The 25486-nt window shown below is 63.7% G+C and carries 23 protein-coding genes and 1 pseudogene; 14 read left to right on the forward strand and 10 right to left on the reverse strand.

All coding sequences use genetic code 11. The annotated features are described in order from the left end of the window. Positions 1-48: 48 nt before the first annotated feature. Both ACTCHC_RS00840 and ACTCHC_RS00845 read right to left on the reverse strand, forming a co-directional pair. Entirely contained in the window at positions 49-237 is a 189-nt protein-coding gene (locus ACTCHC_RS00840; RefSeq protein WP_463020550.1) for a Flp family type IVb pilin, read from the reverse strand. Positions 238-445: 208 nt separating this feature from the next. Next, on the reverse strand, positions 446-643 hold the full coding sequence (locus ACTCHC_RS00845) for a Flp family type IVb pilin (protein WP_463020551.1): 198 nt from the start codon (positions 641-643) through the stop codon (positions 446-448). Positions 644-1016: 373 nt separating this feature from the next. On the opposite strand from ACTCHC_RS00845, the gene ACTCHC_RS00850 reads away from it, so the two are divergent. Next, positions 1017-1832 (forward strand): lytic transglycosylase domain-containing protein, encoded by an 816-nt coding sequence (locus ACTCHC_RS00850; protein WP_463020552.1) that lies wholly within the window; start codon positions 1017-1019, stop codon positions 1830-1832. Between the two features lie 100 nt (positions 1833-1932). Here ACTCHC_RS00850 and ACTCHC_RS00855 read toward each other — a convergent pair whose 3' ends face one another. The 5 genes from ACTCHC_RS00855 to tldD all read right to left on the reverse strand — a co-directional run bounded on the left by ACTCHC_RS00855 (position 1933) and on the right by tldD (position 8700). After that, a complete protein-coding gene (locus ACTCHC_RS00855) occupies positions 1933-2562 on the reverse strand; it encodes a 3-oxoacid CoA-transferase subunit B (RefSeq protein ID WP_463020553.1) in 630 nt (209 codons plus the stop codon). Between the two features lie 13 nt (positions 2563-2575). Further along, complete coding sequence (locus ACTCHC_RS00860; RefSeq protein WP_463020554.1) at positions 2576-3271, reverse strand: CoA transferase subunit A; 696 nt, start codon at positions 3269-3271, stop codon at positions 2576-2578. 81 nt (positions 3272-3352) lie between these two features. Further along, on the reverse strand, positions 3353-5857 hold the full coding sequence (gene topA, locus ACTCHC_RS00865; RefSeq protein ID WP_463020555.1) for a type I DNA topoisomerase: 2505 nt from the start codon (positions 5855-5857) through the stop codon (positions 3353-3355). Positions 5858-6031: 174 nt separating this feature from the next. Further along, entirely contained in the window at positions 6032-7171 is a 1140-nt protein-coding gene (gene dprA, locus ACTCHC_RS00870; protein WP_463020556.1) for a DNA-processing protein DprA, read from the reverse strand. Between the two features lie 110 nt (positions 7172-7281). Beyond that, positions 7282-8700 carry a metalloprotease TldD gene (gene tldD, locus ACTCHC_RS00875; RefSeq protein WP_463020557.1) on the reverse strand — a complete coding sequence of 473 codons (1419 nt, stop codon included), beginning with the start codon at positions 8698-8700 and terminating at the stop codon, positions 7282-7284. A 171-nt stretch (positions 8701-8871) separates the two neighbouring features. On the opposite strand from tldD, the gene coxB reads away from it, so the two are divergent. The 12 genes and pseudogenes from coxB to ACTCHC_RS00935 all read left to right on the forward strand — a co-directional run bounded on the left by coxB (position 8872) and on the right by ACTCHC_RS00935 (position 20492). Beyond that, the gene (gene coxB / locus ACTCHC_RS00880) at positions 8872-9741 is read left to right on the forward strand and encodes a cytochrome c oxidase subunit II (RefSeq protein ID WP_463020558.1); all 870 of its coding nucleotides are present in this window, start codon (positions 8872-8874) and stop codon (positions 9739-9741) included. A gap of 55 nt (positions 9742-9796) precedes the next feature. After that, a pseudogene (gene cyoE, locus ACTCHC_RS00885) lies at positions 9797-10731 on the forward strand (heme o synthase). Beyond that, the gene (locus ACTCHC_RS00890) at positions 10731-10919 is read left to right on the forward strand and encodes a hypothetical protein (RefSeq protein WP_463020559.1); all 189 of its coding nucleotides are present in this window, start codon (positions 10731-10733) and stop codon (positions 10917-10919) included. The pseudogene cyoE and the gene ACTCHC_RS00890 overlap by 1 nt, the downstream one beginning before the upstream one ends. Further along, positions 10916-11500, forward strand: coding sequence for a cytochrome c oxidase assembly protein (locus tag ACTCHC_RS00895; RefSeq protein WP_463020560.1), 585 nt, complete (start codon positions 10916-10918; stop codon positions 11498-11500). Before ACTCHC_RS00890 ends, ACTCHC_RS00895 begins: the two co-directional genes overlap by 4 nt. 23 nt (positions 11501-11523) lie before the next feature. Beyond that, a complete protein-coding gene (locus ACTCHC_RS00900; protein ID WP_463020561.1) occupies positions 11524-12327 on the forward strand; it encodes a cytochrome c oxidase subunit 3 in 804 nt (267 codons plus the stop codon). 101 nt (positions 12328-12428) lie between these two features. Further along, a complete protein-coding gene (locus tag ACTCHC_RS00905; protein ID WP_463020562.1) occupies positions 12429-13100 on the forward strand; it encodes an SURF1 family protein in 672 nt (223 codons plus the stop codon). An 11-nt stretch (positions 13101-13111) separates the two neighbouring features. After that, complete coding sequence (gene thrC, locus ACTCHC_RS00910) at positions 13112-14500, forward strand: threonine synthase (RefSeq protein WP_463020563.1); 1389 nt, start codon at positions 13112-13114, stop codon at positions 14498-14500. Then, positions 14497-15759, forward strand: a complete 1263-nt coding sequence (locus ACTCHC_RS00915; RefSeq protein ID WP_463020564.1) for a M16 family metallopeptidase — start codon at positions 14497-14499, stop codon at positions 15757-15759. The genes thrC and ACTCHC_RS00915 overlap by 4 nt, the downstream gene beginning before the upstream one ends. Beyond that, on the forward strand, positions 15759-16343 hold the full coding sequence (locus tag ACTCHC_RS00920; protein ID WP_463020565.1) for a GNAT family N-acetyltransferase: 585 nt from the start codon (positions 15759-15761) through the stop codon (positions 16341-16343). The genes ACTCHC_RS00915 and ACTCHC_RS00920 overlap by 1 nt, the downstream gene beginning before the upstream one ends. Positions 16344-16402: 59 nt before the next feature. Then, positions 16403-17224 (forward strand): MBL fold metallo-hydrolase, encoded by an 822-nt coding sequence (locus ACTCHC_RS00925; RefSeq protein ID WP_463020566.1) that lies wholly within the window; start codon positions 16403-16405, stop codon positions 17222-17224. 40 nt (positions 17225-17264) lie between these two features. Further along, positions 17265-18719, forward strand: a complete 1455-nt coding sequence (locus ACTCHC_RS00930; RefSeq protein ID WP_463020567.1) for an FAD-binding oxidoreductase — start codon at positions 17265-17267, stop codon at positions 18717-18719. An 84-nt stretch (positions 18720-18803) separates the two neighbouring features. After that, positions 18804-20492 carry a chloride channel protein gene (locus tag ACTCHC_RS00935; protein ID WP_463020568.1) on the forward strand — a complete coding sequence of 563 codons (1689 nt, stop codon included), beginning with the start codon at positions 18804-18806 and terminating at the stop codon, positions 20490-20492. A 1-nt stretch (position 20493) separates the two neighbouring features. On the opposite strand, the gene ACTCHC_RS00940 is transcribed toward ACTCHC_RS00935, so the two are convergent. The 3 genes from ACTCHC_RS00940 to cobT all read right to left on the reverse strand — a co-directional run bounded on the left by ACTCHC_RS00940 (position 20494) and on the right by cobT (position 24672). Continuing rightward, positions 20494-20838 carry a DUF427 domain-containing protein gene (locus tag ACTCHC_RS00940; protein ID WP_463020569.1) on the reverse strand — a complete coding sequence of 115 codons (345 nt, stop codon included), beginning with the start codon at positions 20836-20838 and terminating at the stop codon, positions 20494-20496. A gap of 100 nt (positions 20839-20938) precedes the next feature. Continuing rightward, positions 20939-22744 carry an aminopeptidase P family protein gene (locus ACTCHC_RS00945; RefSeq protein ID WP_463020582.1) on the reverse strand — a complete coding sequence of 602 codons (1806 nt, stop codon included), beginning with the start codon at positions 22742-22744 and terminating at the stop codon, positions 20939-20941. A gap of 53 nt (positions 22745-22797) precedes the next feature. Next, the gene (gene cobT / locus ACTCHC_RS00950) at positions 22798-24672 is read right to left on the reverse strand and encodes a cobaltochelatase subunit CobT (protein WP_463020570.1); all 1875 of its coding nucleotides are present in this window, start codon (positions 24670-24672) and stop codon (positions 22798-22800) included. A gap of 173 nt (positions 24673-24845) precedes the next feature. Here cobT and ACTCHC_RS00955 point away from each other — a divergent pair, with 173 nt between their 5' ends. Beyond that, positions 24846-25436, forward strand: a complete 591-nt coding sequence (locus tag ACTCHC_RS00955; protein ID WP_463020571.1) for an NADPH-dependent FMN reductase — start codon at positions 24846-24848, stop codon at positions 25434-25436. Positions 25437-25486 lie beyond the last annotated feature (50 nt).

Here is a 25486-nt window from a genome sequence, read left to right on the forward strand (position 1 = left end):
AATGAATGACAATGAACAGTCTTTTGCAACAATAACCCCGGGCAGGGATCAGAAGCCGGTGCTGGGGCTGCTGTTGCTGAGGACATTGGCGGCGTTGTCGGCGATCGTTGATGTGCCGTTGCTCATCAAGACGATCACACTGAAACCCAGACCGACGACCGCAGCGGTCAGCACAACCCAGTCAACAGTGACCGCGCCAGATTCATCAGCAAAGAAAGTCTTGATAAAGTCGCGCATCGCGCTCTCCGATATTACGCCATCACCACTGACCTGCGTCGCGCGCATTAGTGTGCGTGCAGCGAAGGTTGCCTGATACCACCATGCGCATCGAAAGTGGCAAAAAGATGTTGGTTTATTGGTTCTTTTGCGCATTGCAAAGGGTGATGCACAAAGTAAAACCGCGCCCCGAAGGGCGCGGTTTCGCAGATCATAACCGATATGGCTATCAGAAGCCCGAGCTGACCGTGGTGCCGGTGCCCAGTTCGGTCGAGATGTTGGTGCCCAGGGTCGTCATGCCCGACTGCGCAGCAGTCAGAACGGCAAAGCCCAGACCAACGACAGCAGCGGTCAGCACGACCCAGTCAACGGTCACTGCGCCGGATTCGTCGTTGTGGAAATTCTTGATCATTTCGAACAGTTTCATTGGTAGTCCCTCTCTCTCAAGTTTAATAGCTCGTTACACTTCGCCTTGCCGGATCATCCCGGGCCGGCCTCTTGTTGGCCCAGTCCCCGTCTTGGCATGGGAAGAATTTGCCGGTGGATTGGGGCAAGAGTTTGGCGGGGGTTGGACAATTTTAGAGAGTGTTTAAAAACTCTTGATAAAAGATCTAACTCATTGAAAAATAACGAAACAAAAATGATGAATATTTCAATTATTGCTTTCAATGGTGATTTCCGGTGATTCCGGTTTGCCACGATTGGAAACATTTGCAGACCGTTGCGGGCTTTTGGATGGTTTTGCGAACGGTTTCCTGAGAGAGTTGGCAAAACACAACGGGCAAAGCAGGACCCGGACCATGTTGAGGCAAGGATTCCTTTTCGCGGCGGCGCTGTTATTGCTGGCGCCGGCTGTGGGCGCGCAAGAGCCGCGCCCCTATCCCACCGTGATGCCCAAACGGATAAAGCCGCCCGAACCGGGTGCTGCCAGGCGGATACTGGTGCAGATCGTGCCGATTGCCCCGGTTGCGCCAGCCCCGTTGCCGCCGCGCGCCGAGGATGAACCGGCACCGCCGCCGGTCGCCTCCAGCCTGGCATGGTACTGGAACCTCATTTCGCCCGATCTGGCCGCCAGCGGGCCGGGGCGGCTGGCGCCGGCGGTGCGGGCCTTGACGCAGGGGCCGGGTGGCGCACGGGTGCCTGCGCCACGCCTGCAGCAAATGCAGCAGGTGGCCGCGCGCTATGGCGTCGATATTCTGAAGGCCACCGTCGGCACACGGGTGTCGCCCGCGCTGGTCCTGGCGGTGATCATGGTTGAAAGCGACGGGCAGCACCGGGCGGTCAGCCGTGCGGGCGCGACCGGGCTGATGCAGCTGATGCCCGCCACCGCCCAGCAATATGGCGTCGCCGACAGCCTGGACCCGGTGCAGAACATCCGCGGCGGCGTGGCGTTTCTGGATCGGCTGATGCAGGAATTCGATCGGGACCCTATTCTGGTTCTGGCCAGTTATAATGCCGGGCCGGGCACGGTGCGCAGCAAGGGCGGCGTGCCGCCCTTTGCCGAAACCCGCGATTATGTGCCCAAGGTGCTGGCCGCCTGGACCGTGGCGCGCGGGTTGTGCCAGACCCCGCCCGAGCTGATCAGCGATGGCTGCGTGTTTCGCATCGGCACCTGAGGCGAGGGGCTGTCTGCCCCTCGCGCTCCCCGAGAGTATTTTTCCAAGGTGACAGGGACGGGATGCGTGCCCCGTCCTGTGCAGTTTTCCGTGGTGGCGATCAGTTGACGATCGTGGCCTCGGTCGCGGCGCGCAGGTCGGCCTCGGATACGCCATCGGCCAGTTCGACGATCTTCAGCCCGCCCGGCACGACATCGAGCACGCCCAGATTGCTGATGATCCGGTCGACAACCGCCTTGCCGGTCAGGGGCAGGGTGCATTCCTTGAGCACCTTGCTTTCGCCATGCTTGCTGGTGTGATCCATCACAACCACCACGCGGCCGACACCGGCCACCAGATCCATCGCGCCGCCCATGCCCTTGACCAGCTTGCCGGGGATCATCCAGTTGGCCAGATCGCCGTTTTCGGCCACTTCCATCGCGCCCAGAATCGCCATGGCGATCTTGCCGCCGCGGATCATCGCGAAACTGGTGGCGCTGTCAAAATAGGCCGTATGCGGCAATTCGGTGATTGTCTGCTTGCCCGCATTGATCAGGTCGGGGTCTTCCTGCCCGGCGATCGGGAAGGGGCCCATGCCGAGCATGCCGTTTTCCGATTGCAGCGTGACCTCTATGCCGTCGGGGATGTAATTGGCCACCAGCGTTGGAATGCCGATGCCAAGGTTCACATACCAGCCATCCTGCAGTTCCTTTGCCGCGCGGGCGGCCATCTGATTGCGGTCCCAAGCCATGTTGTTCTCTCCCTCAGGCCGCGCGCACGGTGCGCTGTTCGATGCGTTTTTCGTGTTCGCCCTGGATCAGGCGGTGCACATAGATGCCGGGCAGGTGAATGGCGTCGGGGTCAAGGCTGCCGGCGGGCACGATCTCTTCGACCTCGGCCACGCAGATCTTGCCGCAGGTGGCGGCGGGCGCGTTGAAGTTGCGCGCGGTCTTGCGGAAGATCAGATTGCCTGTCGTATCGGCCTTCCAGGCCTTGACGATGGCCAGATCGGCGACGATGCCTCGTTCGAGGATATAATCCTGCCCGTCGAAGGTTTTCACCTCTTTGCCTTCGGCGATCACGGTGCCGACGCCGGTCTTGGTATAAAAGCCAGGAATGCCCGCGCCGCCGGCGCGCATGCGTTCGGCCAATGTGCCCTGGGGGTTGAATTCCAGCTCCAGCTCGCCACTCAGATACTGGCGCATGAATTCGGCGTTTTCGCCCACATAGGACGAGATCATCTTTTTCACCTGCTTGGTCTGCAGCAGGATGCCGATGCCGAAATCATCGACCCCGGCATTGTTCGATGCAAAGGTCAGATCCCTGGTGCCCGCATCGCGAATGGCCGCGATCAGCAATTCGGGTATGCCGCACAGGCCAAACCCGCCTGCCGCGATCAGCATCCCATCGAACAGCACGCCGTCGAGGGCGTCGGACGCGCTGGCGTATATCTTTTTCATCAACCACTCCCTATGCCGGATGGTTCAAGTTTGTGACGCGGCGCGGCGGCGAAGTCAATGAAATGCCGCGGCGCGGCGGCATCAGGTTTTTTTCTTGCGCCCGCCTTTTTTGGTGCTTTTCGCGGCGATAAGCTCCAGCGCCATTTCCAGCGTCACATCGCCCGGTTCCACATCCTTGGGCAGGGTTGCGTTCACCTTGGCCCATTTCACATACGGGCCATAGCGCCCGTCAAGAACCTGTATCGGCCCGCCATCGGGGTGTTCGCCCAGTTCGGCAAGCGGCTTGGCGGCCGTGCGCCCGCGCCCGGTTTTCGCGGCCTTCTGTGCCAGAACCTCGACCGCGCGGTTCATGCCGATGGTAAAGACTTCGTCCACATCGGGGATATTGGCGAAGACCCTGCCATGTTTCACATAGGGGCCATAGCGCCCGATGCTGGCCTCGACCGGTTCGCCGTCTTCGGGATGCGGGCCGATCTGGCGCGGCAGGCTGAGCAGCATCAGCGCGCGGTCCAAGTCCATCTGCGCCACGTCCCAGCCCTTGGGGATCGAGGCACGCGGCGGTTTGGGCATTTCTTCGGTGACCTCGCCGCGCTGCACATAGGGGCCGAACCGCCCGTTGCGCAGCGAAATCACATCTTCGCCGTCATGGCCCAGAACCTTGTCATCCAGCGTTTCGGCGTCTTCGCCGTTCGGGCCGGACAGGGGGCGGGTAAACCGGCATTCAGGATAGTTGGAACAACCGATAAAGGCACCGCCAGAGCGGGCCGTTTTCAGGTTCAGCCGGCCCGCGCCGCATTTGGGGCAGGCGCGCGGATCGGTTCCGTCGTCGCGGGGCGGGAACAGGTGCGGGGCCAGAACCTCGTCGATCTTGTCCAGCACTTCGGAAATCCGCAGATCGGCGGTTTCGGCGATGGCGGCGGAAAAATCACGCCAGAACCGCGACAGCACATCTATATAGTCACGGTCGCCCGCCGACACGTCGTCCAGCTCATCCTCAAGATCGGCGGTGAATTCATAGCCGACATATTTCGGGAAATAGTTGGACAAAAAGGCGGTGACCAGCCGCCCCTTGTCTTCGGGGATCAGGCGGTTCTGGTCCTTCAGCACATAGCCGCGATCCTGGATGGTGGTCACGATGCTGGCATAGGTCGAGGGGCGGCCGATGCCCAGTTCTTCCATCCGCTTGACCAAGGTCGCTTCGGTGTAACGGGGCGGGGGCTGGGTGAAATGCTGCTCGGGCGTTACTGATTGCTTGGCGGCGGGCTCGCCCTGGGCGATCTGCGGCAGTCGCTTGTCGTCATCGTCGACGACCACATCGTCGCGGCCCTCCTCGTACACCTTGAGGAAGCCGTCAAACAGCATCACCTGGCCGGTTGCGCGCAATTCGATCTGGCCATCGGCACTGGCGATATCGACAGTGGTGCGCTCCATCCGGGCGGCTTCCATCTGGCTGGCCAGGGTGCGTTTCCAGATCAGATCATACAGTTTGCGCTGATCGCTGTCGCTGATCTTCAGCGCGGCGGCATCGCGGGTCATGTCGGTGGGGCGGATACATTCATGCGCTTCCTGCGCGTTCTTGGCCTTGTTTTTATACATGCGCGGCGATTTGGGCAGATAGTTTTCGCCATAGCGGGCCTTGATCGCATCGCGCGCGGCCATTACCGCCTCGGGCGCCATGTCGATGCCATCGGTGCGCATATAGGTGATCAGCCCGGCCTCATACAGGCGCTGGGCCAGGCTCATGGTCTGGCGGGCGCCGAAACCGAATTTGCGGCTGGCCTCTTGTTGCAGGGTCGAGGTCATGAAGGGGGCGCTGGGGTTGCGGCTGGCCGGCTTGGCCTCGACCGATTTGACCGCCAGATCGCGGCTGTTTACCGCCTGCACCGCCAGTTCGGCGGCGGTGTCGGTCGCGATGTCGAATTTATCCAGCTTCTTGCCGCCCAGAACGGTCAGGCGGGCCTCATATGTCTGGCCGCGCGGCGTGGCCAGCAGCGCCTTGACGGTCCAGTATTCGCGGGCGCGAAACGCCTCGATCTCCATCTCGCGCTCGACGATCAGGCGCAGGCAGACCGATTGCACACGACCCGCGGATTTGGCACCGGGCAGCTTGCGCCACAGCACCGGCGACAGGTTGAACCCCACCAGGTAATCCAGCGCCCGGCGCGCCAGATAGGCATGGACCAGCGGCTGATCGACGGCGCGGGGGTTTTTCATCGCCTCGGTCACGGCGGATTTGGTAATGGCGTTGAACACGACGCGGGAAACGGCCGTGTCTTTCTTGATGGCCTTGCGGGCGCGCAGGGTCTCTTCCAGGTGCCAGCTGATCGCCTCGCCCTCGCGGTCGGGGTCGGTCGCCAGAATCAGGACATTGTCGTCTTTCAGGGCGTCGGCGATGGCTTTGACATGCTTCTTGCTGTCGCTGGCCACTTCCCATTTCATCGTGAAATCGTGTTCGGTATCGACCGAACCATCCTTGGGCGGCAGGTCGCGGACATGGCCGTAAGAGGCAAGAACCGTAAAGTCTGGGCCCAGATATTTGTTGATTGTCTTGGCTTTGGCGGGCGATTCAACAACGACAACGGGCATGAACTTCCTTTCGACTCGCGGCTTGGGGCCGTGGCGGCGCAAGATGTGCGGCAGGCGGGCGGAATGTCAATGCATGGGGCGATGTCAGGTTTTACGCCTGATCCGGCGCCACTCCGTCGGGCCTGCATGCGGATGTTGTGCAATGCCGTGTGGTGGCAGGCCGGGCGCAGGGCTTCAGTGCAGACGTGACAGCAGGCCGCCGGGCTGGCGCAGGATGCGGCCATCAAGTTCCAGATTCAACAGTTCCGGTGTCACATCGCCGGGCGGCAGTGCCAGATCGCGGATCAGCTGATCTTCGGCCAGCGGGGAGGGGCCAAGCCGCGACAGGATCTGGTTGTGCAGGGCGTGGATATCGGCGGCGCGCTGCGTGCGCTGTGGCGGTCCGGGCGGAATTTCGGCAAACAGATCGGGCTGGGCCGCTTCTGCCAGAGGCGCCAGTGCGGCAATGACATCGCCGGTGTCGCGCACCAGTGCCGCGCCATCGCGGATCAGCATGTTGCATCCCGCCGCCCGCGCATCGAACGGATGGCCCGGCACCGCCAGAACGTCACGCCCCAGGTCCAGCGCGTCGCGCGCGGTGATCAGGCTGCCCGACCGCGCCGCGGCCTCGACCACCACGACGGCGCGGCACAGTCCGGCGATGATGCGGTTGCGTTGCGGGAAATGGCGGGCTTGTGGTGCCATGCCCATGGGCTGTTCGCTGACCAGCATGCCCTCGCGGGAAATCCTGTCGGCGAGATCGGCGTTTTCCGCAGGATAGATCACATCGGCACCGCCGGCCATGACTGCGATGGTTCCGGTAGGCAAGGCCGCCGAATGCGCCGCCGCATCGACGCCGCGCGCCAGACCCGAAGCGATAACGAAACCCGCCTGGCCCAGCCCGTCGGCCAGTTTGCGCGCCATGCGCGTGCCCAGCGATGATGCGTTGCGCGCGCCCACCAGCGCCAATTGCGGCCGGCGCAGCAATTCGGACCGCCCGCGTATCCACAGCAGCGGTGGCGGATCGGGGATTTCGGCCAGCGCGGCGGGATAGTCGGGGCTGCCAAAGGCCACCAGCCGCGCCCCGGCCGTGCGGGCTGCGGCCAATTCGCGCTGGGCCGCATCGACCGGGCAGGGGGCATAGTCGGCAACGCCTGCCGCGCGGGCAATGCCGGGCAGGGCATCCAGGGCGGCATCGGCGCTGCCATGTTCGGCCATCAGTCGGAAAAATGTCGCCGGACCGACCCGGCGCGACCGAATGAGACGAAGCCAGGCGATTACAGACGCTTCCTGGGTGGGTGGTGCGAGGGGGTGGGTGGAAGTTTCGATGTCCACGTTCGCAAGGCTCCGCTCATTCGTGGGGCCATGTTTCGCGTAAAAGGGTTAACAGGGGGTGAACGGGGAAAGAAATTCAGCCCTGCCACGAAAAATTCTTCGAACCGGGATCACCCCGCGCCGCCCACCGTCAGCCCGCCGATCATCAGCGTCGGCTGGCCCACGCCCACCGGCACCCATTGCCCGGCCTTGCCGCAATTGCCGATGCCGGGGTCCAGCGCCATGTCATTGCCGATGGCGCGGATCTGCTTCATCGCCGCAGGCCCGTCGCCGATCAGGGTTGCGCCCTTGACCGGCGCGCCGATCCTGCCGTTCTGCACGCGATACGCCTCGGTGCAGGAAAACACGAACTTGCCATTGGTGATATCGACCTGCCCGCCGCCAAAGCCCACGGCATAGATCCCGTCGCGCAGCCCGGCCACGATATCGGCAGGGGCCGCATCGCCGCCCAGCATGATCGTGTTGGTCATGCGCGGCATCGGGATATGGGCATGGCTTTCGCGCCGGCCGTTGCCGGTGGGGGCCACCCCCATCAGGCGTGCGTTCTGACGATCCTGCATGTAACCCACCAGGATGCCGTCCTTGATCAGGGTGGTGCGCCCCGAAGGCGTGCCCTCATCATCAAAACTGATCGAGCCGCGCCGGTCGGGGATGGTGCCGTCATCGACAACCGTCACCCCGCGGGCCGCCACCTGCTGGCCCATAAGCCCGGCAAAGGCCGATGTGCCCTTGCGGTTGAAATCGCCCTCCAGCCCGTGGCCCACGGCCTCGTGCAGCAGGATGCCGGGCCAGCCGGCGCCCAGCACCACATCCATCACACCGGCGGGGGCGGGGACGGCATCCAGATTGACCAGTGCGATGCGCAGGGCCTCGCGCGTTGTATCCTGCCAGTGGGTGGGGTCGATCAGCCCGTCCAGCCCGCTGCGCCCGCCGCCGCCATGCCCGCCGCTTTCGCGCCGTCCGCCATCCTCGACGATGACCGAGACGTTCAGCCGGGTCATGGGGCGTGTATCGTGCAGCAACTGCCCGTCGGGGCGCAGAATCCAGATTTCCTGCAAAGAGGCGGCCAGCGTCGCCGAAACCTGCACCACGCGCTGGTCCAGATCGCGGGCGAAGGCGTCAATTTCGCGCAGGGTTTCGATCTTGACCGGAAAACCCGCGCCGGCAATCGGATCGGCGTCGGTATACAGGCGCCGGTTGGTCGGCTGCGGGCCGGGCGCCATCACGCCGCCCCCATCGCCCACCGCCAGCCGCACGGTTTCGGCGGCGCGTTTCAGGGCTGTTTCCGATATCTCGGTCGAATGTGCGTAACCGGCGGCCTCGCCCCGGACCGCGCGCAGGCCGAACCCTTCGGATGCGTCATAGCTGGCGGTTTTCAGGCGCCCGTCGTCAAAGACCAGCGATTCCGATCGCCTGCGCTCCAGAAACAGTTCTCCGTCCTCGGCCCCGGCGGTGGCGCCACGCAGCACTTTCAGCGCGGCCTGCTGGTCCAACATATTGTCGAACGGCGAGAATCTGGTATCCGTCATGGGAATTTCCGATCTGCGGCATTGATGTGGATCAAATCGCGGCCCTATGCCGCAACAACAATGGCTTGTTTCATCCGCACTAATATGGTTTTTGGGGCCGGGAACACAACGGGATTCCGGTCAGCGGGTTTCGTTCGGCGGCTTCGGGTCGCCTTGCTACAGGGAATGGATATGCGGATTTCGACTTTGCTTTCAGGCCTTTGGGCCGCAGGTGCAACGGGCCTTATGGCCAGTGCGGCAATGGCTCAGGATGGTTTGAACGGGCTTAAGGTGATCGGGCAGCCGACACAGGGCGCGATGGGCTATCAGCCGGCCGCAACCGAACTGGCCCGCGACATGCATGGACTGGATAACATGATCCTTGTTATCATTGCCGCGATCACCGCATTCGTGGTGTTGCTGCTGGCGATCGTGATCCTGCGTTACAACGGCCGGATGAACAAGACTCCGGCCACCTTCACCCATCATTCGCCGATCGAAGTGGCCTGGACCATCGTTCCGATCATCATTCTGGTGTTCATCGGTGCGTTCTCGCTGCCGGTTCTGTTCAAGCAACTGGAAATTCCCGAGGCCGACGTGACCATCAAGATCACCGGCAACCAGTGGTACTGGACCTATGAATATCCCGATCAGGAATTCGTCTTCGACAGCTATCTGTTGCAAAAAGACGAACTGGCCGCCCATGGCTACACCCCCGATCAGTATCTGCTGGCAACCGATACCGCGATGGTGGTGCCGACTGGCAGGAATGTCGTCATTCAGGTGACCGGTTCGGACGTGATCCACTCCTGGGCGATGCCCGCCTTCGGTGTCAAGCAGGACGCCGTTCCGGGGCGCCTGGCTGAAATGTGGTTCAAGGTCGACGAAGGCATGGAAGGCATCTATTTCGGGCAATGTTCGGAATTGTGCGGCAAGGATCACGCCTATATGCCGATTACGGTCAAGGCCGTGACCCCGGCGCAATACGACGCCTGGCTGGTTCGCGCACGGGCGCAATTTGCCGGCGTGCCGCAAAACGTGACCGTCGCCTCGGCGCAATAGGGTCGCGCGGGCGGGGCATTCCCGCCCGGCCCCCGCTGTGGACAGGAGCACAGGCATGACCGATACGAGCCAAGTCTTCGGGCCCGCCGACGAGGCCAGCTTTGGCGACTTCGTGGCGCTGCTCAAGCCGCGGGTGATGTCGCTTGTCGTCTTCACGGCGCTGGCCGGACTGTTCGTGGCGCCGGTATCGGTGCATCCGGTCATTGCGGCCATTTCGATCCTGTTCATCGCGATCGGTGGCGGTGCCTCGGGGGCGCTGAACATGTGGTGGGATGCCGATATCGACGCGGTGATGAAACGCACCGCGCGCCGTCCGGTCCCCGCGGGGCGGGTTTCCCCCGGTGACGCGCTGGCGCTGGGGCTGGCCTTGTCGGGGATATCCGTGGCCATGCTGGGGCTGGCGGCCAACTGGTTTGCCGCCGGATTGCTGGCATTCACGATCTTTTTCTATGCGGTTATCTATACGATCTGGCTGAAGCGGCGGACGCCGCAGAATATCGTGATCGGCGGGGCGGCTGGCGCCTTTCCTCCGATGATCGGCTGGGCTGTCGCAACGGGCGGGGTCAGCATCGAAAGCGTTCTGATGTTCGCGCTGGTCTTCATGTGACGCCGCCGCATTTCTGGGCGCTGGCGCTGTTCATGAACGATGATTATACCCGTGCCGGGGTGCCGATGCTGCCGGTCACCCATGGGCGGCGCGTGACGCGCGGGCATATCCTGGCCTATACGCTGCTGCTGGCGCCGGTGGCGCTGGGGCTGGCGGTCACCTCGATCGGCGGGCCGGTCTATCTGGCGGCCTCGGTCGTTTTGAACCTGGCCTTTGTCATCGGGGCGGTGCGTGTCTGGCGTCGGGACGAGGCCGCAGCCGAGGCTGACAATTACGCTGCCGAGCGGCGGTTCTTCCGCCTGTCATTGGTCTATCTGTTCCTGCATTTCGTGGCGCTGATGGTCCAGTCTGGGCTGGCCGATTTCGGCCTGGGGGGCTGGTGATGGCCTTTCGCGAGGAACATGAGCTGCACAAGCGCCGCTTTGGCCGGAATATGGGGCTGGGCGCGGTGCTGGGCCTGTTCGTGGCGCTGGTCTTCGGGCTGACCATCGTCAAGGTGTCGCAGGAAGATCCGATGGGTGTGAAGGGGCGTGCCGTTCAGTCCGCACCGATTGCCGGACAGGGGGAATGATGCGCGACAACAAGTCGAAAACCGTTCTGCAACTGGTTGGCGTGGTCGTCGTCATGGCCGCGCTGGCCTGGATCGCGGTTCCAGCCTACAGCCTGTTTTGCAAGGTGACCGGCTTTGGCGGCACGACGGCGACCGCTGCGGCGGGTTCGGACAAGGTTCTGGACGACTATATCACCATCCGCTTTGACGGATCGGTCGAGAGGGACTTCCCCTGGCAATTCAAGCCGGTGCAGCGCACCATGAAGCTGCGCATCGGCGAGACCGGGCTTGCCTTCTACGAAGCCTATAATCCGACCGATCATGCCATCGCCGGGCAGGCCAGCTATAATGTGACACCCTATTCGGCGGGCGGCTATTTCACCAAGATCGACTGCTTCTGCTTTACGCTGCAGGTGCTGCAACCGGGCGAGCGGGTGCAGATGCCGGTTACCTTCTATGTCGATCCCGAAATCGTTCAGGACCGCGAGGCGAAGTTTGTTCACACGATCACGCTGAGTTATACTTTCCACGAAACCGACATGCCCGACGATGCCCAGGCAAAACTGGACGCGGAACAGGGTCAAACAACAACCGTTAACTAACGTCTTTGACGGGGGAACAGCATATGGCGCACGAAAAGAACCACGATTATCACATCATCAACCCGTCAATATGGCCCTTTGCCGGGGCGGTTGCGGCCTTTGTCATGCTTTACGGCGCGGTCATGTTCTTTCATGACCGTGGCCCCTGGGTGCTGCTGATCGGCTTTGCCGGTGTGGCCTATGTGATGTTCGGCTGGTGGGGCGAGACGATCCGCGAAAACAAGGCCGGGGATCACACACCGGTGGTGCGCATCGGTCTGCGCTATGGCTTCATCCTGTTCATCATGTCCGAAGTGATGTTCTTTGCCGCCTGGTTCTGGAGCTTTTTCAAACACGCGCTTTACCCCATGGGCCCCGACAGCCCGGCGATGGATGGTGTCTGGCCGCCTGCCGGCATTGAAACCTTCGACCCCTGGCATCTGCCGCTGATCAACACGCTGATCCTGCTGTGTTCGGGCGCGGCGGCAACCTGGGCGCATCATGCCCTGGTGCATGGCAATATCCGCAAGGATATCCGTAACGGGCTGATCCTGGCCATTGTGCTGGGGGTGTTGTTCACATTCTTCCAGGTCTATGAATACAGCCATGCAGCCTTTGGTTTCGCCGGCAATATCTATGGCGCGAACTTCTTCATGGCGACGGGGTTCCACGGCGCGCATGTGATCATCGGCACGATCTTCCTGTTTGTCTGCCTGATCCGGGTCATGCGGGGCGATTTCACCCCCGAAAGCCATATCGGCTTTGAGGCTGCCGCCTGGTACTGGCATTTCGTCGATGTGGTCTGGCTGTTCCTGTTCGCCGCGATCTATGTCTGGGGCGGTGCATAACCGGCCCTAAGGGCCGGTGCCTGCGGCGCGGGTATTTGGCCAAGGATAAGCGATAAGGGCGCGGGACATTCCCGCGCCTTTTGCAATAGAGGGAAGCAAGAATGAAGCGCCTGACTTTTCCGTTGTTGCTGGGCCTGGGCGGTATTGCGATATTGGTGGCGCTGGGGGTCTGGCAATTGCAGCGGCTGGACTGGAAGCAGCAGATGCTGGCCGGTATCGAGGCCCGCATCGGTGCGGCGCTGGTTGCCGTGCCCGCCGCGCCCGATCCGCAGCGCGACAAGTATCTGCCCGTGCGCGCCGAGGGGCTGATCGGGGACGGGCTGCAGGTTCTGGGCAGTCTGCGCGATATCGGGCCGGGGCATCGCATCATCCGGGTTTTTGTGCTGGGCGACGGGCGGCGGGTGATGGTCGATCTGGGATTTCTGCCGCAAGAGGCGGTGCTGCCGGACCTGCAGGGGGCGGTGGTGACGGTTCTGGGCAATCTGCACTGGCCCGAGGAGGTGGACCGTTTTACGCCCGCGCCCGATCTGGAAAAGGAATTGTGGTTTGCCCGGGACGTGACCAATATGGCGGCCGTGCTGGGGACGGAGCCGGTGCTGATCGTGACGCGCGAGGTGACGCCTGCCATCGAGGGGCTGCTGGCGCAGCCGGTCGATACGGCCGGAATTCCGAACGATCATCTGCAATATGCGATCACCTGGTTTTCGCTGGCGCTGGTCTGGGCGGGGATGACAGGGCTGCTGGTCTGGCGTATCAGACGTAAAACCGTCTGAAGGGCAGGTCTATGCGATATGTTTCCACCCGGGGGGCAGCCCCGGTTCTGAGCTTTGAAGAGGCGATGCTGACCGGGCTGGCCCGCGATGGCGGGCTGTATGTGCCGGAAACCATTCCACAGATGGCGGCGGATGACATTGCCGCGCTGGCGGGGGTGTCATACGAGGAGGCGGCCTTTGCGGTGATGCGCCCCTATATCGGCGATGCTTTCAGCGACGCGGAATTTCGCGCCATCATCGCGCGGGCCTATGCCGGGTTCGGCCATGCTGCCCGTGCGCCGCTGGTGCAACTGGCGTCCAATCATTTTCTGCTGGAGCTGTTCCACGGGCCGACGCTGGCGTTCAAGGATTTCGCGATGCAGCTGATCGGGCAGCTGTTCCAGGCCTCGCTGGCGCGGTCGGGCAAGCGGGTGACGATCGTGGGGGCGACATCGGGCGATACCGGATCAGCGGCGATCGAGGCGTTTCGCGGGCTGAGCAATGTCGATGTGTTCATCCTGTTTCCGCATGGCCGCGTATCCGAGGTGCAGCGCCGCCAGATGACCACGCCGAGCGAGGACAATGTGCATGCGCTGGCGCTGGACGGCGATTTCGACGATTGTCAGGCCGCCGTTAAGGATATGTTCAACGATTTCGCCTTTCGCGATGCTGTCGGGCTGGCCGGTGTCAATTCGATCAACTGGGCGCGGGTTCTGGCGCAGGTGGTGTATTATTTCACCGCCGCGGTCAGCCTGGGCGCGCCGCATCGCCTGGTCAGCTTTACGGTGCCCACGGGCAATTTCGGAGATATTTTCGCGGGCTATATCGCGCGCCGCATGGGGTTGCCGATTGACCGGCTGGTGGTGGCGACCAATCAAAACGACATTCTGCACCGGGCGCTGTCTTCGGGTGGTTATGTCACCCAAGGCGTGCAGCCGTCGATCAGCCCGTCGATGGATATTCAGGTGTCATCGAATTTCGAGCGTGCGCTGTTCGATGTCTATGATCGCGACGGCGCGGCGGTGGCGCAGTTGATGGATGAATTGAAAACCACGGGCGGCTTCAAGATCAGCCAGGGCGCATTGCAGCGATTGCAGGGTCTGTTCGCATCGGGCCGCGCATCCGAGGCGGAAACCGGCGCCACGATCCGCGATATCTTTGCCGAAACGGGGCAGTTGCTGTGCCCGCATTCCGCCGTGGGGGCCAAGGTGGCGCGCGAACATCTGGGGCAGGTGCCGATGGTCACGCTGGCCACCGCCCATCCGGCCAAGTTCCCCGGCGCGGTCGAGGCGGCAACCGCCAAACGCCCGCCCCTTCCAAATCGGATGGCCGACCTGTATGACAGGCCGGAACGGATGACCCGCATCGCCAATGATCTGGCGGTGATCGAGGCCACCATAAAAGAAAGGCGTCGCGCTTGAGCGTAGAGCTTCACAGGCTATCCAATGGATTTCGTATCGTAACCGAACAGATGCCGGGGCTGAAATCGGCCTCGCTTGGCATCTGGGTGACAGCCGGTGGCCGCCATGAACGGCCCGAACAGAACGGCATCGCGCATTTTCTGGAACATATGGCCTTCAAGGGGACCGCGCGGCGCACATCCTTGCAGATCGCCGAGGCGATCGAGGATGTGGGCGGTTATATCAACGCCTATACCAGCCGCGAGATGACCGCCTATTATGCGCGTGTGCTGGAGGCCGATGTGCCGCTGGCGCTGGATGTGATCGCCGATATTGTTCTGAACCCGGTATTCGATCCCGCCGAGATAGAGGTGGAGCGGGGCGTGATCCTGCAGGAAATCGGGCAGGTGATGGATACGCCCGACGATGTGGTGTTCGACTGGCTGCAAGAGGCGGCCTTTCCCGATCAGGCGCTTGGACGAACCATTCTGGGCCCGTCGGAAAGTGTCAGCCGGTTCTCGCGCGAGGATCTGTACGGGTTCGTGCGCGAACATTATGCCCCCGACCAGATGATCCTGTCTGCGGCGGGTGCCGTGGATCACGCCGAGATCGTGCGCCTGGCCGAAGCCCTGTTCGGCCATCTGCCCGCCGCGGGCCATCACAAGGCCAGCCCGGCGCGGTTTGTCGGGGGCGAACAGCGGGCGATCAAGCCGCTGGAGCAGGTGCATTTCGCGCTGGCCTTTGAGGGGCCGGGATATCGCGATCCGTCGATGTATGCCGCGCAGATCTTTGCCAATGCGATGGGCGGGGGCATGTCGTCGCGCCTGTTTCAGGAAGTGCGCGAAAAGCGCGGGTTGTGTTATTCGATCTTCGCCCAGGCCGGGGCCTATTCCGATACCGGGTTGATCACCTTCTATGCCGGCACCAGCGAGGGCCAACTGGCCGAGCTGACAGATATCACCATGGCCGAACTGACCCGCTCTGCCCAGGACATGTCGGCGGCCGAGGTGGCCCGCGCCCGCGCCCAGATGAAGGCCGGGCTGCTGATGGGGCTGGAAAGCCCCTCATCGCGCGCCGAACGGCTGGCGCGGCTGGTGGCGATCTGGGACCGCGTGCCGGAACTGGAAGAAACCATTGCGCGTATTGATGCGGTGACGACCGATGATGTGCGCAATTTTGCAGGCGCGCTGGTCACCGGCGGGCAGGCGGCGCTGGCGCTTTATGGGCCGGTCGCGCATGCGCCGCATCTGGCAGATCTGCAAGGCAGGCTTGCGGCCTGATGCTGTCACGGCGGCGAAAGGTCCGGATCGAGACCGAGCGGATGACGCTGCGCCTGCCCCTGCATTCCGATTTCACGCCCTGGACCACGCTGCGCGCGGCCAGCCGTGATTTTCTTGTTCCGTGGGAACCCTCCTGGGCCGCGGATCACCTGTCGCGCAAGGCGTTCACCAATCGGGTTTACTGGGCGCAGCGGGCGCTGGCGGGCGGCACCGCCGTGCCGCTGTTCCTTATCCGGCGCGACGATCAGGCGTTGTTGGGGGCGATCACGCTGGACAATATCCGGCGCGGACCGGCCCAGGCGGGCACGCTGGGATATTGGGTCGGGCAGGAATATGCCCGGCACGGATATATGCGCGAAGCGATCCAGGCTGTCGTGCATCATGCCTTTAACGTGCTGGATATGTCGCGGGTCGAAGCGGCCTGCCTGCCGGAAAACACCCCATCGCGCGGGGTTCTGGAAAAATGCGGCTTCAAATATGAAGGCGTTGCGCAAAGCTATCTTCAGATCAACGGGCGCTGGCGCAACCATGTGCTTTACGCCAATCTTCGCAGCGACCGGCGGGGCCGGACCGAAATCGGCTGATGATCGCTGGATAGTCGAAAAAACGTGCTATCATCTGATCTGGAAAACCGGGGGTCGGGATGGTTCGCCTTTCGTTTGTCTTTGCAGTGTTGGCCGGTTCGGCGGCCGCACAGGACCGTGTGCCAAGCCATTGCATCGCGCTGGCGGATGCCGCGCCGGGCATTGAATACCTTCATAATGCCAGTTTCGGGGCGCCCCTTGACCGCGATACGGTGCGGATCAACTATGTCGATCATTCGATGTTCGTGATCGAAACTGCCGGGGGGCTGCGGGTGGCCACCGATTTCACGGGGTTTCTGGGCACGGCGGATTTCATTCCCGATGTCGTGACCATGAATAACGCCCATTCCAGCCACTGGACTTCGGTGCCCGACCCGGCCATCCCCCATGTCCTGCAGGGCTGGGCCACGGATGGCGCGGCCGCCGACCATTACCTTGATCTGGGCGAGATGCTGATACGCAACGTGCCAACCGATGTGCGCGGCGCCGGTGGCGCGACCATTCGCCAGAACGGCAATTCCATTTTTGTCTTCGAGGCCGCCGGCCTGTGCATCGGCCATCTTGGCCATCTGCATCACGAACCTGACCCCGCGCAATATGCTGCCCTTGGTCGGCTGGATGTGGTCATGGCGCCGGTCGATGGCGGCCTGACGCTGGATCTGCCGACGATGGTCAAGGTCCTGACCCGGCTGCGCGCCTCGGTCGTCATTCCGATGCATTGGTTCAGCGAAGTCTCGCTTGATCGTTTTGTGGCGGACATTTCGGCGGACTTCGCCATTGACAGGCCCGGGGCAAGCTTTGCGGAGGTTTCGCTGCGCAGCCTGCCGCAACGCCCGACGGTTATGGTGCTGGAACCGGCATTGTTGCGCCCGCCGCAATAGCGGGCTTGCACGCTCGCGCCCGGCGGGGCAGGAAGGAGGCATGAGCCTGAACCCCGTCACCCCTGATTTTGCCGACACCCTGCGCGAAGCCTTGCCCCAGGCGGCGTTTCGCCCGCTGACGCCCGCCTATCTGGAAGAGCCGCGCGGGCGGTATCAGGGGCAGGGCGGGCTGGTTCTGGCACCCGCCGATACCGATCAGGTTGCAACCATCCTGCGCGCCTGCAATGCCGCGCGGGTGGGGGTCGTGCCCTTTGGCGGCGGCACCGGGCTGGTGGGCGGGCAGGTGATGCCGGATGGCCCCGCAGCGGTGATCCTGTCGCTGGAACGTATGAACAGCATCACGGTGCTGCCCGAAGAAAACGTGGCGCTGGCGGGCGCGGGCGCGGTTCTGGCCAATGTGCAGGCCGATGCGGCCGGGGCCGACCGGCTGTTCCCGCTGTCGCTGGCCTCTGAAGGGTCGGCGCGGATCGGCGGGTTGCTGGCCACCAATGCGGGCGGGGTCAATGTGCTGCGCTATGGCAATGCGCGCGATCTGTGTCTGGGGGTCGAGGCGGTTCTGGCCGATGGGTCGGTGCTGCACGGGCTGACACGGCTGCGCAAGGACAATACCGGCTATGACCTGCGCAATCTGCTGATCGGGTCCGAAGGCACGCTGGGCATCATCACCGCCGCCGCGCTGAAGCTGCACCCGCGCCCGGTGGCGACGGGGGCCGCGCTGATCGTGGTCGACAGCCCGCTTGCGGCCCTTGAACTGCTGGCCATGGCCGGGCGGCGCATCGGGCCGGGGCTGAGCGCGTTTGAATTGATCGGGCGGATGGGGCTGGAATTTCTGGCCGAAACCATGCCCGATATCCGCCAGCCCTTTGCCGCGCGCCCCGACTGGATGGTACTGATCGATCTGGGCCTGGGGCAGGGGCAAGACCCGGCCGGCGAACTGGACGCCCTGTTTTCCGAGGCCGCCGAGGCCGGGCTGGTCAGCGATGGCATCATCGCCCAGTCCGGCGCGCAGCACGCCGCCCTGTGGCAGTTGCGCGAATCCATCCCCGAGGCCAATCGCCATATCGGGGCGGTGGCCTCGCATGATGTGTCCTTGCCGCTGGGGGCGATCCCGGATTTCATCATTCAGGCGGGCGCGGCCCTGGCGCAGATCGGTGATTTTCGCATCAACTGCTTTGGCCATCTGGGCGATGGCAACCTGCATTACAACATTTTCCCGGCGGCGGGGCGGGGCCGGGCGGAGTATGACCCGCTGCGCAGCGCCGTTACCGGATGCGTGCATGATCTGGTGCATGAAATGGGCGGATCGGTCAGCGCCGAACATGGGATCGGTCGGCTGAAGGTGGCCGATCTGGAACAGTATGGCGACCCGACCAAGCTGGCGGCGATGCGCGCGATCAAGGCGGCCCTTGATCCGGCCGGCATCCTGAACCCCGGCGCGGTTTTGCGTGCGGGCGCACAGGGCGCGGCAACAGCGGGCTTTGCGCCGCGCCGCTGATCGCCTAGAACTGGGATGCCGGGCCTTGCCTGACGGGCGGCAGGGCGGCATGCGGCGAACCCTGCCCGAAGGAAAGACAGCGCCTTGGGCGAACGGCTGACCGGGTTTCTGGCATCGCATCTGCAGGCCGCACGTGCCGAACTGGCGCAGGGCTGGCGCGTGATGCGCCAAAAGGGGCCGACGCAACTGCAATTCTGGTTCATCGCCTTGCTGATCGGCATCGCGGCAGGGCTGGCGGCGATGGGGTTCCGGCTGGGTATCGGCGTGCTGCAACATGCGCTTTACGGGGTCGAAGACCCGCGGATGCTGAACAGTTTTGCCCGCGATCTGCCATGGTATTGGGTGTTGGCCATTCCCATCGTCGGCGGTCTGGCGGTTGGGGTGATCCTGAACCTGTTCACCGATGACGGGCGGGTGCGCACGGTGGCCGATGTGATCGAAGGGGCGGCGCTGCATAACGGGCGGGTCGAACAGAAGGCCGGTATCGCCTCGGCGCTGGCATCGCTGATCACGCTGGCCTCGGGTGGGTCATCGGGGCGAGAGGGGCCGGTGGTGCATCTGGCGGCCACGATATCATCCTGGGTATCCGAACGGATCGGGGCCGATGGCATGACCGGGCGCGACCTGATGGGATGTGCGGTGGCGGCGGCCGTTTCGGCATCGTTCAACGCGCCGATCGCCGGGGCGCTGTTCGCGCTTGAGGTGGTGCTGCGCCATTTCGCGGTGCATGCCTTTGCGCCGATCGTCATCGCATCGGTCGCGGGCACCGTGATTTCGCGCCTGACACTGGGCGACCTTCCCGAATTCATCCTGCCGGGTGACAGCAGCCTGATCGTCTATGTCGAACTGCCGGCGTTCCTGTTGCTGGGCATCATGTCGGGGCTGGTGGCGGTGGCGCTGATGCGTGCGATCTTCTGGGCCGATGATCTGGGCAATTACGTGCAGGACGCCACACATATGCCGCGCTGGCTGCGCCCGGCGGTATCTGGCGCGATGCTGGGCGCAATCGCGATCTATTTTCCGCATATCATCGGCGTCGGCTATGAAACCACATCGGCGGCGCTGAGCGGCCAGTTGCTGTTCTGGAACCTGATCGTGCTGGCGCTGGTCAAGGCGGTGGCGGTGGCCATCACCATGGCCGGCCGGATGGGCGGCGGCGTGTTTTCACCCGCGCTGATGATGGGGGCATTGTCGGGGCTGGCCTTCGGCATCGTGGCGACATCGCTGTTCCCCGATATTTCTGGGTCGGAAACGCTGTATGCGCTGGCGGGCATGGGGGCGGTGGCGGCGGCGGTGCTGGGCGCGCCGATTTCAACCACGCTGATCGTGTTCGAACTGACCGGCGACTGGCGCACCGGGCTGGCGGTGATGGTGGCGGTGTCGCTGTCCACGGCGCTGGCCTCGCGGTTGGTGCACCGTTCGTTTTTCCTGACGCAACTGGAGCGCAGCGGCAAACATCTTGCCGCCGGGCCGCAGGCCTATCTGTTGTCGCTGTATCGGGCCTCGGTGGTGATGCGGGCGGCGGATGCCCCCGACGCGGCCTCGCGCGAGGGATGCCTGGCGCTGATGGAGCAGGGCGTGTTCCTGAACCCGCGCGCCACGCTGGATACCGCCCTGCCGCTGTTCGAGGAAACCGGCCACAGCTTTATTCCGGTCGTGGCGCCCGCCACCGATGACGCCCCGGCCACGCTGCTGGGCGCGCTGTTCCATGTCGATGCACTGACCGCCTATAACCGCGCCCTGGCCGCCATCGCAGCCGAGGAACATTCCTGATTTACAGCTGTTCGACCGCGACCCGGTCAGTGGCGTAAAACGCAAGGTAATCCTTGATGCGCGCCATTTCCGGCCGGGGATCTTCATAGGACCAGGCGGCATCCTTGATTGTCACGCTTTTGGTCTCGATGGAATAATAGCTGGCCACGCCCTTGTGCGGGCAGGTCGTGCTGGTCGCGGTCCGGTCCAGAAACGCCATGGCGATATCGGCGCGCGGAAAATAGATCACGGGGGCCATGTCGCCTTCGCTCAACTCCAGCGCCTGGGTGCTTTCGCCCAGAACCGCACCCCCGGCACGCACCACCCATTTGCCCGGCGCAGTGCGGATTGTAATGTGATCGGCCATATTCCAATACCCCCAGTCGAAGCCCGTCCATACTAGACGCAGCTTAATGACATTTCCGTGTAACAAAGGCCAGCCCCCGGCCCGGCTTTCGCAACCATGGCTAGATCGGCGCGGTCGCATCCTTCAGCCATTGCCGGGCAGGCACCGACACGCGCGGCCCGATCTTTTCGGCCACCTGTGCGTGATAGGCGTTCAGCCAGTCGCGCTCGCCCGCCGACAGCATGTCGGGCAGGATCAAGTGCCGGTCGATCGGCACCCAGGTCAGTGTTGCAAAGCGCAACATCGCCCGGTCGTCCCCGCCCTGCAGGACGGGGGCCGGTTCCACCACGATCAGGTTTTCAATGCGGATGCCAAACGCGCCTTCGCGATAATATCCCGGCTCGTTCGACAGGATCATGCCCGGCTCCAGCGGCACTTCGGACAGGCGCGACAGCCGCTGGGGGCCTTCATGCACGCTCAGATACACCCCCACGCCATGCCCGGTGCCGTGGTCGTAATCCTGCCCGGCCAGCCATAGCGGATAACGCGCCAGCGCATCCAGATCGCGTCCGGCCAGCCCCTTGGGCCAGCGCAGGCGCGATACGGCGATCATGCCCTGCAACACACGGGTGAAACAGCGCTTTTCCTCGTCGCCGATATCGCCCACCGCCACGGTCCGGGTGATATCGGTGGTGCCATCGACATATTGCCCGCCGCTGTCGATCAACAGCAATTCGCCCTTGGCGATCTCGCGGTTGGTCTGGCGGGTAACACGGTAATGCACGATGGCGCCATTGGGGCCGCTGCCGGCGATGGTGTCGAAACTGATCTCGCGCAGGGCATTGGTTGCCCGGCGCGCCAGTTCCAGTTCGGTCACCACGTCGATCTCGGTCAGCCGCCCGCCCGGCGCCGTGATCGCCAGCCAGGCCAGAAATTCGACCATTGCCGCGCCGTCACGCAAATGCGCCTCTTGGGTGCCGGCAATCTCGGCGCTGGTCTTGCGCGCCTTGGGCAGGATGCAGGGGTCTTGCCCCCATGCCATATCCACACCGGCCTCGGCCAGTTGGCCCGCCACCCAGAAGGGCGCGCTGGCGCGGTCCACCCGCACCGGGCCGGTCAGGCTGCGCAGGCCGGGCCCGAAAGCCGCGGGCGGGCGCAGCGTCACCTGCGGCCCCAGATGTGCCACAAGATCGCCGTCGCATTTCGCCGGTTCGGTGAACAGCGTCAGGCGCGCATCGTCATGCAGGATGGCAAAGGCGTGCGGCACCGGGTTATGCGCGATATCGCTGCCGCGGATGTTCAGCAGCCAGGCGATGGAATCGGGCAGGCTCAGAACCGCCGCACGTTGCCCGGCCTGCCGTAACTGGTTGGCAACCGCCGCGCGCTTGTCGGCGGAACTGGCCCCGGCCAGGGCATCGGGATGGGCGGTGATCGCGCCCATGGGCGGGCCGGGCTGGTCATCCCAGATTCGGTCGATCAGGTTGTCGGTTTCCGAGAGGGTGATGCCGCTGCCTTTCAGCCCCTGCACCAATGTGTCGATCTGCTCGAACGTGTGCAGCATCGGATCAAAGCCCACGGTGCCCCCATCGGGCAAGGCCTCGCGCAGCCAGTCCGCCAGCCCGGTTTCGGGCCAGGGCACCGGCGTGAAGGTCGCCCCGTCGACCTGTGCCTTGACCTGAACCCGGTATCGCCCGTCAATGAACACCCCCGCCCGGTCGGCCAGCGCCACCGCGAAACCGGCCGATCCGGTAAAGCCGGTCAGCCAGGCCAGCCGGTCATCGCGCGGCGCCACATATTCCCCCTGATGCGCATCGGCGCGCGGCACCAGAAACCCGTCCAGCCCCCGGCGCGCCATCTCTGCCCGCAGGCGGGACAGCCGGGGCGGGCCGTCTGCAGGGCGGGTCGGGCTGTCAAAGGTCTGAAACATGATCGTCTGGCCCATCTTCTTGGCAAAAATACTCTCGCCGAAGGCGTCTTCGGTCAACTGGCGCGCCGAATGCCGATCATGCGTGCCCGCGCCCGCGGATTGGAATCGAACAGGCTGGCCAGTTGTTCGGTCATCGCCCCGGCCAGTTGTTCGACATCGGTGATCGTCACCGCGCGGCTGTAATAGCGCGTCACATCATGCCCGATGCCGATGGCCAGCAATTCCACAGCCTTGCGCCGCTCGACCATGGCGATCACATCGCGCAGGTGTTTTTCCAGATAATTCGCGGGGTTGACCGACAAGGTTGAATCGTCCACCGGCGCCCCGTCCGAGATCACCATCAGGATCTTGCGCGCCTCGTGGCGGGCGGTGATGCGTCGATGCGCCCATTCCAGCGCCTCGCCGTCGATGTTTTCCTTCAGCAGGCCCTCTTTCATCATCAGGCCCAGGTTCAGATGCGATCGGCGCCACGGCGCATCGGCCTGTTTATAGACGATATGGCGCAGATCGTTCAGCCGGCCGGGCTGTTGCGGGCGGCCCTCTGCCAGCCAGCGTTCGCGCGATTGCCCGCCTTTCCAGGCGCGGGTGGTAAAGCCCAGGATTTCCACCTTGACCTGACACCGTTCCAGCGTGCGCGCCAGAATATCGGCGCAGATCGCCGCAATCGAAATCGGGCGTCCGCGCATTGATCCCGAATTGTCCAACAGCAGCGTGACCACTGTGTCGCGGAATTCGGTATCCTTTTCCACCTTGAACGACAGCGGCGTGGTGGGGTTGGCCACCACACGGGCCAGACGGCCAGCATCCAGAATGCCTTCTTCCAGATCAAACTCCCAGCTGCGGTTCTGCTGCGCCTGCAGGCGGCGCTGCAACTTGTTGGCCAGACGACCCACCGCGCCTTTCAGCGGGTCAAGCTGCGTGTCCAGATAGGCGCGCAGCCGTTCCAGCTCGGCCGGCTCGGCCAGGTCTTCGGCGCCAATCTCTTCGTCGAAATCGGTTGCATAGACCTGGTAATTGGGATCGGCATCGGAATGGTGCGGGGCCGGGGTCGGCTCCATCGGCATGTCGCCATCGGGCAGTTCGACATCGTCCGAGCTTTCCATATCGGCCATGTCGTCCATCGAAACCTGCGCCTCGGCGCCGTCCATGGTTTCGTCCTGGTCGCGTTCGGGGTCGGCATCGGCTTCGTCGGACTGGTCGGGTTCATTGCCCGCGCTGTCGGGGCTGTCTTCGTCTTCTTCGTTATCGGCGTTGTCTTGGGAATCCTCATCGGGCTGGTCTGGGTCGTCGCCCAGTTGATCGCCATACCCCAGATCGGCGATGATCTGCCGCGCGAAGCGCGCGAAATCGGCCTGATCGGACAATGTGCCGCCCAGGCTTTCCAATGTCTTGCCAGCCTGTTCCTCGATGAAACCGCGCCACAGGTCCATCACGTTTTGTGCCCCGGCGGGCAGGGGGCGGCCCGTGGCCAGATGCCGGACCAGATAGCCCGCGGCGGCGGCCAGTGGCGCATCCGAAGCCTGGGTGATTCCGTCATAGCCCTTGCGGGCGGCTTCGGCGGCGATGACGGTGTCGATATTGCCGGCGGTGCCGGGCATGGTGCGCGCGCCAACGGCCTCGCAGCGGGCGGTTTCCATCGCCTCGTACATCTCGCGCGCCATCTCGCCTTGCGGCAGATAGCGGGCATGGGTGGCGGTATCGTGATATTTGTGGCGCAGCGCAAAAGCATCGGCGGTGCCGCGCGCCAGCAGAACCTCGTCGCGGGTCATGCGGCGGCTGATCTGGGGCAGGCGCACCGAATCCGCCATCAGCCCCGGCGGATCGACGGAATAGCTGACCCCAAGATCGGGGTCATCCGCCAGCACGCGGGTTGCCTCGGCCAGGGCCTTCTTGAACGGATCGGCGGGGTTGTCGGTTGGTTTGTTCATGCAAAAGATAAAGCATCTGACGGGCGGGGCGGCAAGGGGCGGCGTGGCCGCAAATGATCTTGCTGCACTGCCGCATAGGCGCTGCGCGCGTGTGCACAGAGCGCGGCCTTGCTATCAGCACGCAGGATGGCAACATCGAACAGAGGACAAAACCAACCAGACCGGAGACAGTCATGACCCAGAAACCGAAGATCGCCATCATCATCGGATCGACCCGCGACACCCGTTTTGCCGACAAGCCCGCACAATGGATGTTGGAAACCGCTCAGGCCCGCGACGACATGGAATTCGAACTGGTCGATCTGCGCGATTTCGACCTGCCGTTGTTTAATGAGCCCGCCTCGAACAAATGGATGCCCAGCTCTGACCCGCGCGCGGTGAAATGGCAACAAAAACTGGCGGAATTCGACGGCTATATTTTCATCGTGGCGGAATACAACCACTCGATCACCGGTGCATTGAAGAACGCGCTGGACCAAGCCTATAACGAATGGGTCCGCAAACCGATGGCCGCTTTCGGCTATGGCGGCGTAGGGGCCGCGCGCGCGATCGAACATCTGCGCACCATCGCTGTCGAGTTGCAGATGGTGCCGCTGCGCCCTGCAGTGCATCTGGGCGGTGGCGAGTTGATGAAGGTTCACCCCCTGGGCGGTGGTGATGCGCCGATGTCCGAGGTCGCCCCGGTGCTGACCCCCAGCGCGAATGAAATGCTGGATGATCTGGCCTGGTGGGCCAAGGCCACGATGGCGGCGCGCGCCGTCTGAATCGGTAAACGGTTCGCGCGCCGGCCGAACAGGCCTGGCGCGCGAACAGG

This window comes from Actibacterium sp. (assembly GCF_055134745.1).